The organism is Kribbella sp. NPDC006257, assembly GCF_040613535.1.
Lineage (GTDB): Bacteria > Actinomycetota > Actinomycetes > Propionibacteriales > Kribbellaceae > Kribbella.
On the sequence record NZ_JBEXSJ010000045.1, the window covers coordinates 26,675 to 39,710 of the forward strand.

Here is a 13,036-nt window from a genome sequence, read left to right on the forward strand (position 1 = left end):
ACTAGGCTGCAGGAACGGAAGTGGTTGATGCTGCGTCGGAGGGGGCGTCATGGTCGGGAAGCGGGGACGCGTGATCGGGCGGGTCGGGCCGGGGATCGTCGGCGAAGTGATGTTGCCGGTCCGTGGTGCCACCGAAGCCTTCTACGCTTACCCGGCAACCGACGAGGTGATCGAGGTCGGTACGCCGGTCGTCGTGGTGGAGTTCGATCCGCCGCGCACGGTCTACGTCGCTCGGGCCATCTGAACCATTGTTCCGTTCCCTGGAGGGGAAATGCTCTGGACGTACCTGATCGCCGGCGCCGTCGCGCTGGTGATCCTGCTGATCCTGTTCCGGATGGTCTGGCGGGTGGCGGAGCCGAACGAGGCGCTGATCATCTCCGGCCTCGGCGCGCACGCGACCACCGAACAGGCCAACGACACCCTGGCCTTCAAGATCGTGGTCGGCCGCGGTACCGCCGTGCTGCCCGGCTTCCAGACCGTACGCCGGCTGCCGCTCGACATCCGCGCGACGCCGTTGACCGTCACCTGCGTGTCCAGCCAGGGCATCCCGCTGCACATCAAGGGCGTCACGGCGTACAAGGTCGGTGACGACTTCGGCTCGATCGCCAACGCGGCCCGGCGGTTCCTGGACCAGAGCGACGAGCAGGTGATGAGCACGATCCACGAGCTGTTCGCGGGTCACCTGCGCGCGATCGTCGGTTCCACCACGGTCGAGGAGATGTTGCACGACCGGGAGACGCTGACCACCAACATCCGCGGCTCGCTGGCCGGCGACATGGAGAAGCTCGGCCTGGTGGTCGACTCGCTGCAGATCCAGGAGATCGACGACGAGTCCGGCTACATCCGCAACCTGGGCCGCCCGCAGGCCGCGGCCGTCGAGGCGCAGGCCCGGATCGCCCAGGCCGAGCGGGACCAGGAGGCGACCGAGCGCGAGCAGGTCGCCGCCGCGGCGAAGGCCGCCGCAGTACGGCAGAGCTCGATCGCCCAGGCCGGTTACCAGGCCGAGGTCGACCAGGCGAACTCGAAGGCGTCGCAGTCCGGGCCGCTGGCCGAAGCCCTGGCCCGCCAGGAAGTTGTGGTCGCCGAGACCGAGACCGCGAAGCTGAACGCGTCGCTGGCCGAGAAGCAACTGGAGTCGTCGGTGCTGAAGCCGGCCGACGCCGAGGCGTACCGGCAGCGCACGCTGGCCCAGGCCGCCCGGGACGCGCAGATCGCCGCCGCCGAGGCGCAGGCCCGCGAGGTCACCCTGCGCGGTGAGGCGCAGGCGAAGGCGACCGAGCTGAACGGTAAGGCCGAGGCGCTCGCCGTCCAGGCCAAGGCGATGGCCGAGGCGGCCGGTATCAAGGCACGTGCCGAGGCGCTGGCCACGAACACCGATGCGGTCGTCGCCCAGCAGCTCGCCGAGGCCTACCCGGAGATCGTCCGGGCCGCCGCGTCGTCCTTCGAGAAGGTCGGCAACATGGTCGTGCTGAACGGCGCTCAGGGCATCGAGGACACCTTGGTGAAGACGATCACGATGGGCGGCTCCGGCTTCGCGCTGGCCAAGCAGCTGATCGAATCGCTCAGCACCAAGCCCGAGCAGCCACCGACGCTGGAGCCGGTCAAGGACGCAACCGCCTGACATTTATTCACCGTCGAAACGGTTGCGCGGTTTGTTGTTCACCCCGACACTGACGAGATGCCGCCCAGAAAACTGCTCGCAGTGATCGCCTCGCTCCTGGTCGGCATCGCCACGCTCGTGGCGGTGCCGACCGAAGCGCTGGCCGCGCCGAACTTCAAGGCCCCGTTTCCGTGTGGCCAACAGTGGACCTACAGCCACCACTCCGGCGAGGTCCGCCGCGCTCTCGACTTCATCCGCTCGGACGGCGGGACGACCAATGGCACACCGGTGCTCGCGTCCGCCGCCGGCACAGCCCACCGCTTCTCCCAGCCCAGTGGCGCCGGCAACTACATCGCCGTCGAACACGGTGGCGGCTGGAAGACCTACTACTTCCACCTGTCGGCGTACTCCGTGGCGGAAGGCGCCCAGGTCTCCCAGGGCCAGCAGATCGGGGTCACCGGTAGCACCGGCAACTCCACCGGCCCGCACATCCACTACGAGCAACTGCTCAACGGTGTCGGCCAGAACATCGTCATCAACGGCAGTGCACTGTCCTATCCCAGCTCGTACGGCTCCGCCTTCCTGACAAGCGACAACGGCTGCGGTAGCCAGCCCGGGAAGCCGTTCATGACCTGGGGTTCCGGCGTACGGGTTCGCTCGGACGCGTACCTGAGCTCGCCGGTTGTCGCCACGCTGCCTGGCCCCACCGCGGTCCGGGTGCTCTGCCAGAAGCAGGGCGACACCGTCAACGCCGAGGGCTACACCAACAACTGGTGGGCCAAGCTCGCCAGCCCGGCCGGCTTCATCAGCAACATCTACATCGACGACCCGAACGCCGTCCTCCCAGGAGTCCCCAACTGCTGAACCCCCGTTACGTCCGAAGAAGCGGAGGGACGTGTCGTCCGCTTCTTCGGACGTAACTACCAGGGTCAGGCGGTGTGCAGCGTCAGCCCGTACGTACTGAGGATCTCGTTGACGGGCTGGAACCAGGTTTCGCCGCCGCTGCTGCAGTTGCCCCAGCCGCCGGACGTGACCCCTTGCGCCTGGTCGCCAGTGATGAACGACCCACCCGAGTCACCGGGCTCCGCGCAAACGCTGGTCTTGGTAGCACCGTAGAACAGCTGACCGTTGCCGTAGTTCACGGTCTCGTTCATGCCGGTCACCTGGCCGCAGTGCCAATGCGAGGTCGACCCGCTGCGACAGACCGACGTACCGATCGGTGCTACCCAGGAGCCGCGGACCAGTGCGTCACTGACCTGTCCCCAGCCGAGCACCACCGGGACAGTCCACCAGCCGCTGTCGATCGCGACCCAGGAGTAGTCGTTGCCAGGGAACGAGGAGCCGCGGAAGACACCTTGCGCCGACCCGTCCCAGCCCCACGTCCTGGCCCCGACACCAGGGGAGCAGTGCCCGGCCGAGACGAACCCGCCGTACACGGAGAAGCCGATCGAGCAGCGGACATTGCCTGTGTAGTAGGGATCTCCACCCACCGTGCCGGCCGCGAAGGTCCGCGGAGCCTGAGCCGCGACCTCCCGGACAGTGACCGGACTGGCCTTGGAGACCTTGGCGACAAACGCGTCGACAGCCGCAGAACGCTTACCTGCTTGGACATTCACCACGACGTTGCCGGTCCGCGGGTCGGCGGACCAGCCACTCACGGCCGCCGGGACAGCCTTGCCGGCAACCTTATCGACCGCTGCTTTGCGCTGATCAAGCTGCTTAGCAGTCAGCGGCACTAGAGCGACGTCAGCACCGGTAGCCCGTACTGCGGCCGCTGCGGCCTCCGATGTCAGGCCCACAACGAGCTTCTGCTTCGCACTGTCGTACCAGACTCCACCGAAGGCGGCTCCGGCAGCACTCTGCGCGGTCGGCACCAGCTTGGTGGCTGCGGCCTCGACCTTGAGCCGGCCCTTGACCTGCTGTTCGGTCAGGCCAAGGTCCTTCTGCATGGCCAGCGCCTGACCTGGCACTGCCAACGGCTTGTCGGGCGCGGCCGCGACGGCCTGACTCGGGACTGCTACCGCGCTCACTACGAGCACGGTGGCGACTAGAAACTTCATACGGACTCTCCTCACCTAGGGGGCGGTTTCGGTGCGGTGAGAGCGCTCTCGCAGATCAGAGTAGCGTCAGAGCCCGAGGTGAGCCAGTACTGCGAGGACCCGGCGGTGACCGGAATCGGTCGGCGGCAGGTCGAGTTTGAGGAAGACGTTCCCGACGTGCTTGTGGACGGCTCCCTCGCTGATCACGAGCTTCTCGGCGATGGCGGAGTTACCCAGCCCCTCGGCCATCAGGGCGAGCACCTCGCGTTCGCGGGGCGTCAGCCGTTCGAGCGGATCGGTCCGCTTCACCATCAGCTGGCTGACCACTTCGGGGTCGAGGACGGTCCCGCCGGCCGCCACCCGGCGTACGGCTTCGAGGAACTCGTCGACCCGGGACACCCGGTCCTTGAGCAAGTACCCGACGCCTTCACTCCCGGCAGCCAGGAGCTCCGCGGCATACACCTCCTCGACGTACTGCGAGAAGACGAGCACCGGCAGACCCGGGCGCACCCGGCGGGCCTCGATCGCAGCCCGCAGGCCCTCGTCGGTGAACGTGGGCGGCAGCCGTACGTCGACCACGGTCATCTGCGGATCGTGCTCGGCGACGGCCTTCGCGAACTCGTCCGCATCTCCGGCGACGGCGACGACCTCGAAGCCTGAGTTGTTGAGCAGCAGGCCGAGGCCCTCGGCCAGGATCGGGTTGTCCTCGAGGATCACTACCCGCACGGGAGAATCACCTCGACCGTCGTCGGGCCGCCGATAGGGCTCTGCAGCTCCATGTGTCCGTCGATCGCTTCCACCCGGTGCACCATGCCATGCAGTCCACTCCCCCGGCCCAGCAGGTCCCGCTCCTTGGTGACGCGCGCACCCCCGATGCCGTCGTCAGTGATCGCCAGGTAGAGCTCTTGTCCGCGCCGCTCGAGCAGTACGTCGACGTGGCCGGCCGCCGAGTGCTTGGTGACGTTGGTCAGTGATTCCGCGACCACGAAGTACGCCGCGGCTTCGACCGGAGCGGGGACGGCGCCGAGCTCACCGAGGCGGAGCTCCACCGGGATCGGGCAGCGGGCGCACAGGGCGGACACGGCGCCGGCCAGACCACGGTCGGCGAGGATCGGCGGGTACATGTTCCGCAGTACGCCGCGCAGCTCGGTCATGGCCTGCTCTGCGCCGTCACGGGCGTCGTCGAGGATTTGAGCGGCCTTCTCGGGGTCGTGAGCCATCGTCTGCTTGGCTACGCCGATCCGCAGCGCCAGGGAGACCAGCTGTGCCTGGGTGCCGTCGTGCAGGTCGCGCTCGATCCGGCGCAGCTCGGCACCGTGCGAGTCGACAGCACCAGCACGAGTCCTGGTCAGCTCCTCGACCCTCTGCGAGAGCCGCACGGTCTCCAGCTCGGCAGCGCTCGGCGCAAGCAGGCGGCGAGTAGCACGGGCATGTCCACGCGCTAGAGCCGGAGCCACCCAGCCCAGCAGGCCGAGCCCGATGAGTATCTGCAGCGGTACCAAGATCAGCGCCTGCCACCAACTGTGGACGGCTACACCCATGATCGTGACGTTGCCCTTGTCCATCGGCCAGATCACCCCTGAGATCACGGCCGACGGCACTGCGGAGATCGACGCGACAGCAACGAAGAGCTCCGGGATCATCACCAAGGGGCCGAGGTAGAGCCACAGGCTGCGCTTGAAGGACTTGTCGCGGGCCAGCGTCACCAGATCACCGGGAGCGCGCTCCGCGGCCGGCGGGAGCTGGACCGACTCGTCCTCGCCCAGGTAGCGGGCGGCTCGGTAGAGCTCACTATTGGCCAGCCGGACGAGCCCAGCGGTAGCTCCCGGGATCATCCACGCCAGCAGCAGACTGATCGGCGTCGCCGCCAACAGCACCAGGAACTTCAGGTATCTGATCACCAGATAACCGCAGGCCGGGCCGCCGCGGGTCAGGATCTTCGAGAGCATGGCCTTTGCCTTTCCGTTGTCGTCAGTATCGATCCTGAAGCAACGGGCAGGTCTCAGTCGGTACAGCAGGCTCTACTCTTCGTCCGGGCATTTACTGGACAGCCTAGTGCTCGGGGGTCTCCACAACGGAGCCCCCCGAGCACCTCAGCCGCTAGCAGACGGGGACGCCGGGGAGCTTGGCGTTCGGGTCCTGGATGTAGATGTTTGTCATGTAGCCGCCCTGGTCACGCAGCTTGGCCCACCAGTTGTTGGTGGTGCCTTCGGCGGTCACCGTGTCGCCCTGCTTCTGGCAGGTGACGAACACCTGTGTCGGGCCGGGCAGCGTGGTGACGATCGAGGCGGTCAGCTTGGCGTCCGACCGGACCCGGACACCGGAGCCATAGGTGGTGAAGTTGTAGGTCGGCGGCGGGTTGCCGTCGTTGACCAGCGACATGTAGTAGTTCCAGTCCCAGTACGGTCCTGGGTCGGTGTGGTCGTTGTTGGGCATCTCGTTGTGGCCCTTGATGTGGGCCCGGTCCTTCGGGATGCCGCGGCGCTCGGCGATGTTCTTGGTCAGCGCGGCCGACGAGCGGTACATCGCGTCGGTGAACCATGACGGCTGGTCCACGAAGCCTTCGTGCTCGATGCCGATCGTGTACGGGTTCTCGGTGCGGACATGCCAGGCGGTGTCCTTCTCGGCCACCATCTGGGTCACCTGCCCGTCGCTGGACCGGATCACGTAGTGCGCGCTCACCTGGGCCGCCGGGTCCTTGAACCAGCTGATCGTGCCGGCGTACGAGCCCTGGGTGACGTGGATGACGATGGTGGTGATTGCCGCGGTCCTACCGACGCGGTAGTTACAGGTGCAGGCCGGGTTCCAGATGGCGCCTGGGTAGTCGGCTGCCTGGAGCGAGGCCGGCGTACGGGTGCCGAGGGGTGCGACCTTCGCGTAGCGGCCGCGGTCCGGGGTGACCTGCTTCGCCGACAGCGAGACGCCGGCGGCACCGACGCCCTGGCCGATGATCTTGTAGACCTCATCGGTGTAGAGCCGTGCGGTCGGGGCGTCAGCGGAATGCGGGTACTGAGCGACGACCTCGTACCACTTGGCCACATCCTTGCGGGCGGCGCCAGCGAGGCCCGCCTTGTCCGCGTACGAGGCCAGGACGGCGGCAGCGCCCTGGACGTTCGCCGCGGGGTCCTTGGCGAGCTTCTCGACCGGCAGGCCGGTCAGCTTGGCCGCCTCGGAAATGGTCGGGTTGGTCGGGTTGCTGGCCAGGTGCATCACACCGAAGCCGTTGTCCTGGCTCGGCTGACCGTCGTGGCTGTCCAGGTGCGATTCGGCGAAGCCGATACCGACGAGGACTTCCCGCGGTACGTCGTACCGCGCGGAGGCGTTCTTGAAGGCCGTCGCCAGGCCACCTGGGACGGCGGAGGCGGTCGGTTCGGGGTAGGGGACGGCGGTGCTCGTTCCGCTGAAGGCGATCGCACCGGCGGCTGCGGTGGCGAGCACCGCGATCAATCTGGGCAGTGGGGCGGTCTTACCCATCGGGAGTTCCTTCCCTTGGCGTCCCACCGAGGGGCGTCGGCGGGTGCCCATCACGCTAAGGCAATATCTTCCGAAAATGCCAGTACTTACGTGAATTTTTCCCCATTTGGCCGTGATCAGCAGATTCTTCCGCGCAGGACAATCATCCGCGGATGATCCAGTACTGCGGGGTTGGCGCGCGGGTCCTCGTCGTACACCACCAGATCGGCCGGATTGCCGGGCTCCAGCGTGCCGGGCACGCCCAGCCACTCGCGAGCGGCCCACGACCCCGCCGCCAGCGCCTGTTCGCCGGACATGCCGATGTCGGTGAGGGCCCGGATCTCCTCGGCGACCAGACCATGACCCAGTACGCCGCCCGCGTCCGTCCCGGCATACACGGGGATCCCGGCTTCGACGGCCGAGCGGAGCGTGTCGAGGCGCCGGTCGTACAGGTCGCGCATGTGAGCGGCGTACGCGGGGAACTTCCCGGCCGCCTGGTCGGCGTACTCGGGGAAGTTCTCGAGCTGGATGAGCGTCGGTACGACGGCGACGCCGGCCGCGGCCATCTGGTCGAGCATGTCCGGGAGCAGCCCGGTGCCGTGCTCGATGCAGTCGATCCCGGCGGCCAGCAGATCGGGCAGGGCGTGCTCACCGAAGACGTGCGCGGTGACCCGGGCGCCGAGCTCGTGGGCGCGGGCGATCGCGGCGTTCAGCGCCTCGGCCGGCCAGCACGGGGTGAGGTCGCCGGCGTCGCGGTCGATCCAGTCGCCGACGAGTTTCACCCAGCCGTCGCTCTTGCGGGCCTCCTGCTCGACGTACGCAACCAGTTCGTCGGGCTCGATCTCCCAGCCGTAGTTGCGGATGTAGCGCTTCGAGCGGGCGATATGCCGGCCGGCCCGGATGATCTTCGGCAGGTCCTCGCGCTCGTCGATCCAGCGGGTGTCCGCGGCCGACCCCGCGTCGCGGACCAGCAGGGCGCCGGCGTCGCGATCGGCGTACGCCTGCCGTTCCTGGACGGTCTCGTCGACGGCACCGCGCTGGTCCAGGCCGATATGGCAGTGCGCGTCGACCAGCCCGGGCACGATCCAGCCGCCCGTCGACACAGTCGTTACTGTGCCCACGCCTCCCCCACCCCACCGCCCCGGTCGGCTAGCAGTGGCGGGCCGGTCGACGACCAGCCCGCCACTGAGGTGGATCTCCTGATGCTCACCGGCCGGCAGGACTACGCCGGTGAGCTTGATGACGTCGGCCATAACGCCGACCGTAACCGGTCAGGCGTCAGCCGTGCGACCCGCTGCCCTGCGTGCAGGGAGTCGGGTTCCCATCGCCCGCGCAGGGCGAGCCGCTGGGCGTCTCGGTCGGCGTCGGGGTCGGGGTGTCGGTCGGCGTCGGGGTCGGCGTCGGGGTGTCCGTCGGCGGATCGGTCGGCGTCGGGGTGTCCGTCGGCGGGTGCGTCGGCCGGGTCGGACGTCCGGTGGGCGTGTCGATCGGGTCCGGGACCGACGGCTTGCCGGTCGGCCTGGTGGTCGGCCTGCTGGTCGGCTTCTGGGTCGGCTGCTTCGGGTCGTCCGGCACGTCCGGCACCTGCCGCGGGTCGACCTTGCGGTCGGCGTTCCCGGTCGCCTTGGGCGTCGACAGGTTGCCCTTGGCGTTCGGGATCAGCACGGCGCTCTTGCTGTAGACCCGCATCCAGCGCAGCACGGTAGCCACGAAGTCCTTGGAGTGCTGGTAGCGCAGCAGGGCCGAGACCAGGTCCATGGGGCGCTTCAGGTCGTCGCCCTCGGAGCACAGGTAGACCGCGACGGTGGTGACCGCGTCGTACACGTTGTTCGGGTTGCGGAAGCCGTCACCGTTGCCGTCGGCGCCGAACTCGCTCCACACCCCCGGGATGATCTGCATCGGGCCGACCGCGCGGTCGAACACCTTGTCGCTGTCGTACCGGCCCTTGTCGGTGTCGAGGATCCGGCCGGTCCCGCCCTTGCCGTTCAGCACCGGGCCGAGGACCTTGCCGCGAGTGGTGCCGGCCACGTCGACCCGGCCGCCGGAGGCGTGGTTCGACTCGACCTTGCCGATGCCGGCCAGCAGCGGCCAGGTGAGGCCACAGTTCGGCCGGACCACGGCGAGATTCGCGGTGGCGCGGCGGTAGGCGGGGAAGACCCCGCGCGGGATGCCGTTGACGGCATCGGGGCGGCCCGGCCGGACGACGGACGAACCGTCGGTCGCACCCTGGACGGGCACGTCGGCACGGGCAGGCTTGTCAGATCCGATCCGGCCGTCCACTCCGGGACGTTGCGGGACGATCATGGTCAATTCATCGAACTCACCGCTGTTCAGCCCGGCCCCAGGCGACGGGGCGACCGGACTGTCCGCCGCGAAGTCGCCGGAGGCACCGGCACCCCCCGAGGCGACGGTCACGATGGCCCCCACCAGGAGGGGGGCCGTGCAGAGTGAAGCGATGATGATTTTGACCCGACGGTTACCACTACGGGTTAGGCGCATAGTTCCCCCAACGACCCAAGCGCCAGAAAGTTACCGAAGATCGACGGAAAGTTACCTGAGTCGATAGCTCTCGGTCAGAAGGCACCCTGTTTCAGGCGTGAAACCCGGTGCAGAGGGGCCGTCGGCAACCGAAATCGCCTTTGCCCGGTCCTTACATTCGGACACCCGCGATCGTAGCCGTCGGCCGACGGCGACGGGCGCTCGCCGGTACCGGACCGGCACGCCTGCGTACGGCGTACCGGTCAGGGGGTGGTGGGCGCCTCGTCCGGGGTGGCGTTGCTGCTCGGGGTCTCGCTGGTCTGGCTCTGCGGGGCCGGCGTGCAGGTCGGGGTCGGGTCCGGCGTCGCGGGCGGCGTGTCCGTCGGGTCGCACTGCGGCTGCGGCGTGGGCGTGGGGGTGTCCGTCGGCGTCGGAGTCGGGGTCGGCGTGGGGGTCGGCGTCGGCGTGGGAGTCGGCGTCGGGGTCGGTGTCGGCCGCGGGGTCGGCGTGGGCGTCCACGGCGGCGTCGTCGAGGTCGGCGGGCTGGTCGGCAGCGTCTTGGTCGGCGTCGTCGTCGGCGTGGTCGAGTGCGTCGGCGTGGTCGGGACCGTCGTCGGGTGCGTGCCGGCCGTACTGTGGGCCGAGGTCGGCGCCGACGTCGGCGCCGAGGTCGGGTGCGTCGTCGTCGGGTCGGTCGGCACGTGGGTCGGGTCGGAGTCCCGCTGCACGTTGCCGTTGTCGTCGATCGTCGGGTCGATCACCCCGGTGCCGTCAGGGAGGGTCGTCGTGGACTTGCTGTACGACTGCATCCAGCGCAGGACGGTGTTCACATAGTCCATCGAGTGGTTGTACCGGAGTACCGCCTGGACCAGGCCCTGCGGCGTGCTCAGGTCCGAACCGCCGGAGCAGAGGTAGCCGGCCGCCGCCCGGGAAGCGTCGAAGACGTTGTGCGGGTCCTTCACGCCGTCCCCGTTGCCGTCGGCGCCGAACGCGGTCCAGCTGCCGGGGATGAACTGCATCGGGCCGACCGCGCGGTCCCATTTCGTGTTGCCGTCGTACTTGCCCTGGTCGGTGTCGGCGATCGCGGCCATCCCGGGACCGCCATCGAGGACCGGGCCGAGGATCTTGCCGCGGGTGTTACCTGCCGTGTCGACCAGGCCGCCGCTGGCGTGCGAGGACTCGACCTTGCCGATACCGGCCAGCAACGGCCAGGTGATGTGGCAGTTGGGCTGGGCGAGCGCGAGGTCGTTGGCCGCCTTCTGGTACGCCGCGAGCACGGTGCCCGGGATGCCCGAGGTGTCGCCGACCAGACCGGGGATGATCGGCTGCTTGTTGTCGACGGCGCCGGTGACCGGGACGTCGATCGAGGACCGCTTCTCGGTGCCCACACTGCCGTCCGCACCGGGCTGGGCCGGGACGTCGCTGATCAGGTCGTCGAAGACCGAGTCGGTCCGGGGCGCGCCGAGCGCGTGCGAGTCGACCACGAACTGGTTCGACGGCAGGCCGCCGGCGACGAACACGACGACCATCGCGGCAGGTGGGGCAAGCGTGATCCACGTGGCGGTCAACTTGCCCCGCCACGTGTCCAGGTTCTTGAACTGCTGCCTCATCCGAACCGTCCCCCAGCGTTTCCGCAGTGTCTCGTTGCTTCGGGCGTAGCCACGATCTTAGCCGTCGGGCAGGTTCCGGCAACCGTCCACGACCGGACGTGAGTTCATGACCGAGCGAGGACTTGTCACCGGGGCACGATCCGTGATAGCGGCCTCAGCCGGCCACGGAACGTGGTACCGCGCGGCTATTTCCCGCCCAGCATGTTCTTCAGCTCGTCCGGCAACTCGAAGCCGTCCGCGCCGGCGCCGCCGCCGAAGGCCGCCGGGAGCTGACCGGGCTGCGGAGCGGCCGGCTCGACCTGGTTCGCGCGCTTGGCCGGGTTGCCCGAGCCGCGCTTCGCCTTGGTCTTCTTCGCCTGCTGCTTGGCCTTCTTACCGCCGGTCCCCGGCATGCCGGGCATGCCCGGCATCCCCGGCAGGCCCTTGCCGGACGCCATCGCCGACATCATCTTGCGCGCCTCGAAGAACCGCTCGACCAGCCCGCTGACGGTCGCGACCTCGGTCCCGGACCCCTTCGCGATCCGGGCCCGGCGGGAACCGTTGATGATGTTCGGGTCGTTGCGCTCGGCCGGCGTCATCGAGTGGATGACCGCCTCGATCCGGTCGATCTCGCGCTCGTCGAAGTTCTCCAGCTGGTCCTTGAACTGCGACGCGCCGGGCAGCATGCCGAAGATCTTGGTCAGCGGGCCCATCTTGCGCACCGACTGCATCTGGGCGAGGAAGTCGTCCAGGGTGAAGTCCTTGCCGCCCCGCTTCTGCAGCTTGGCGGCCGTCTTCGCGGCCTCCTCGGCGTCGAACGACTTCTCCGCCTGCTCGATCAGGCTCATCACGTCGCCCATGCCGAGGATGCGCGACGCCATCCGGTCGGGGTGGAAGACGTCGAAGTCCTCGAGCTTCTCGCCGTTGCTGGCGAACATCACCTGCCGGCCGGTGACCTGCGCGATCGACAGCGCCGCACCACCACGGGCGTCACCGTCCAGCTTGGACAGCACCACGCCGTCGAAGCCGACGCCGTCGAGGAAGGCCTGCGCGGTGGTGACCGCGTCCTGGCCGATCATCGCGTCGACGACGAACAGGATCTCGTCCGGCGTGACCGCGTCGCGGATGTCGGCGGCCTGCTTCATCAGCTCTTCGTCGACACCGAGCCGGCCGGCCGTGTCGACGATGACCACCGAGTACTGCTTGCTCTTCGCCTCATCCATCGCCAGCCGGGCGACCTGGACCGGGTCACCGACTCCGTTGCCAGGCTCGGGCGCATACACCGGTACGCCGGCGCGCTCGCCGACCACCTGCAGCTGGGTCACCGCGTTCGGGCGCTGCAGGTCGGCCGCGACCAGCATCGGAGTCTGGTGCTTGGTCTCCTTCAGCCACTTCGCGAGCTTGCCGGCCAGCGTCGTCTTACCGGCACCCTGCAGACCGGCGAGCATGATCACCGTCGGCGGCCGCTTGGCCATCCGCAGCTCACGGGTCGCGCCACCGAGGATGGTGACGAGCTCCTCGTTGACGATCTTGATCACCTGCTGCGCCGGGTTCAGCCCGCCGCGCACGTCGGCCCCGCTGGCCCGCTCCTTCACCGCCGCGATGAAGTCCTTCACCACCGGCAGCGCGACATCGGCCTCCAGCAGCGCGATCCGGATCTCCCGCGCGGTCGCGTCGATATCGGCATCGGTCAGCTTGCCCTTGCCGCGCAGGTTCTTGAACGCGGCAGACAGGCGATCAGAAAGCGTGTCGAACACGAGACCACAATCCGTTTCATCAGGTGGAGCAGACCGTCACTCCCACATCCCCAGAGCAACTCGACGAGTCTACCGGCCGCCCCGACCCGTGGATGTTGACAGGGTGGGTCGGGGGTCGGG

At 68.7% G+C, this 13,036-nt stretch carries 11 protein-coding genes; 3 read left to right on the forward strand and 8 right to left on the reverse strand.

The features are described from left to right. Window positions 1-49 precede the first annotated feature (49 nt). The 3 genes from ABZ004_RS35795 to ABZ004_RS35805 are packed head-to-tail and all read left to right on the forward strand — an operon-like array spanning window position 50 to window position 2,464. A complete protein-coding gene (locus tag ABZ004_RS35795) occupies window positions 50-244 on the forward strand; it encodes a hypothetical protein (protein WP_355686047.1) in 195 nt (64 codons plus the stop codon). Between the two features lie 27 nt (window positions 245-271). Beyond that, the gene (locus ABZ004_RS35800) at window positions 272-1,621 is read left to right on the forward strand and encodes an SPFH domain-containing protein (RefSeq protein ID WP_355686049.1); all 1,350 of its coding nucleotides are present in this window, start codon (window positions 272-274) and stop codon (window positions 1,619-1,621) included. 57 nt (window positions 1,622-1,678) lie between these two features. Next, entirely contained in the window at window positions 1,679-2,464 is a 786-nt protein-coding gene (locus tag ABZ004_RS35805; protein WP_355686051.1) for a M23 family metallopeptidase, read from the forward strand. Window positions 2,465-2,529: 65 nt separating this feature from the next. Here ABZ004_RS35805 and ABZ004_RS35810 read toward each other — a convergent pair whose 3' ends face one another. From ABZ004_RS35810 to ffh, 8 genes are all read right to left on the reverse strand, one after another. Then, on the reverse strand, window positions 2,530-3,660 hold the full coding sequence (locus ABZ004_RS35810; protein ID WP_355686053.1) for a S1 family peptidase: 1,131 nt from the start codon (window positions 3,658-3,660) through the stop codon (window positions 2,530-2,532). A gap of 66 nt (window positions 3,661-3,726) precedes the next feature. Further along, window positions 3,727-4,365, reverse strand: coding sequence for a response regulator transcription factor (locus ABZ004_RS35815; protein ID WP_355686054.1), 639 nt, complete (start codon window positions 4,363-4,365; stop codon window positions 3,727-3,729). Continuing rightward, on the reverse strand, window positions 4,356-5,588 hold the full coding sequence (locus ABZ004_RS35820; protein WP_355686056.1) for a histidine kinase: 1,233 nt from the start codon (window positions 5,586-5,588) through the stop codon (window positions 4,356-4,358). The genes ABZ004_RS35815 and ABZ004_RS35820 overlap by 10 nt, the downstream gene beginning before the upstream one ends. 151 nt (window positions 5,589-5,739) lie before the next feature. Continuing rightward, complete coding sequence (locus ABZ004_RS35825) at window positions 5,740-7,113, reverse strand: N-acetylmuramoyl-L-alanine amidase (RefSeq protein WP_355686058.1); 1,374 nt, start codon at window positions 7,111-7,113, stop codon at window positions 5,740-5,742. A gap of 116 nt (window positions 7,114-7,229) precedes the next feature. Next, window positions 7,230-8,345, reverse strand: a complete 1,116-nt coding sequence (locus ABZ004_RS35830; RefSeq protein WP_355686059.1) for an amidohydrolase family protein — start codon at window positions 8,343-8,345, stop codon at window positions 7,230-7,232. Between the two features lie 25 nt (window positions 8,346-8,370). Beyond that, window positions 8,371-9,507 (reverse strand): lytic transglycosylase domain-containing protein, encoded by a 1,137-nt coding sequence (locus ABZ004_RS35835; RefSeq protein WP_355686060.1) that lies wholly within the window; start codon window positions 9,505-9,507, stop codon window positions 8,371-8,373. Window positions 9,508-9,833: 326 nt separating this feature from the next. Continuing rightward, window positions 9,834-11,180, reverse strand: coding sequence for a lytic murein transglycosylase (locus ABZ004_RS35840; protein ID WP_355686062.1), 1,347 nt, complete (start codon window positions 11,178-11,180; stop codon window positions 9,834-9,836). 185 nt (window positions 11,181-11,365) lie between these two features. After that, the gene (gene ffh, locus ABZ004_RS35845) at window positions 11,366-12,916 is read right to left on the reverse strand and encodes a signal recognition particle protein (protein ID WP_355686064.1); all 1,551 of its coding nucleotides are present in this window, start codon (window positions 12,914-12,916) and stop codon (window positions 11,366-11,368) included. Between the last annotated feature and the right edge of the window lie 120 nt (window positions 12,917-13,036).

What these genes read in the sequence shown, in the direction of transcription:
- ABZ004_RS35795 (WP_355686047.1), top strand. Translation starts at nt 50, where the DNA reads ATGGTCGGGAAGCGGGGACGCGTGATCGGGCGGGTCGGGCCGGGGATC.
- ABZ004_RS35800 (WP_355686049.1), top strand. Translation starts at nt 272, where the DNA reads ATGCTCTGGACGTACCTGATCGCCGGCGCCGTCGCGCTGGTGATCCTG.
- ABZ004_RS35805 (WP_355686051.1), top strand. Translation starts at nt 1,679, where the DNA reads ATGCCGCCCAGAAAACTGCTCGCAGTGATCGCCTCGCTCCTGGTCGGC.
- ABZ004_RS35810 (WP_355686053.1), bottom strand. Translation starts at nt 3,660, where the DNA reads ATGAAGTTTCTAGTCGCCACCGTGCTCGTAGTGAGCGCGGTAGCAGTC.
- ABZ004_RS35820 (WP_355686056.1), bottom strand. Translation starts at nt 5,588, where the DNA reads ATGCTCTCGAAGATCCTGACCCGCGGCGGCCCGGCCTGCGGTTATCTG.
- ABZ004_RS35825 (WP_355686058.1), bottom strand. Translation starts at nt 7,113, where the DNA reads ATGGGTAAGACCGCCCCACTGCCCAGATTGATCGCGGTGCTCGCCACC.
- ABZ004_RS35830 (WP_355686059.1), bottom strand. Translation starts at nt 8,345, where the DNA reads ATGGCCGACGTCATCAAGCTCACCGGCGTAGTCCTGCCGGCCGGTGAG.
- ABZ004_RS35840 (WP_355686062.1), bottom strand. Translation starts at nt 11,180, where the DNA reads ATGAGGCAGCAGTTCAAGAACCTGGACACGTGGCGGGGCAAGTTGACC.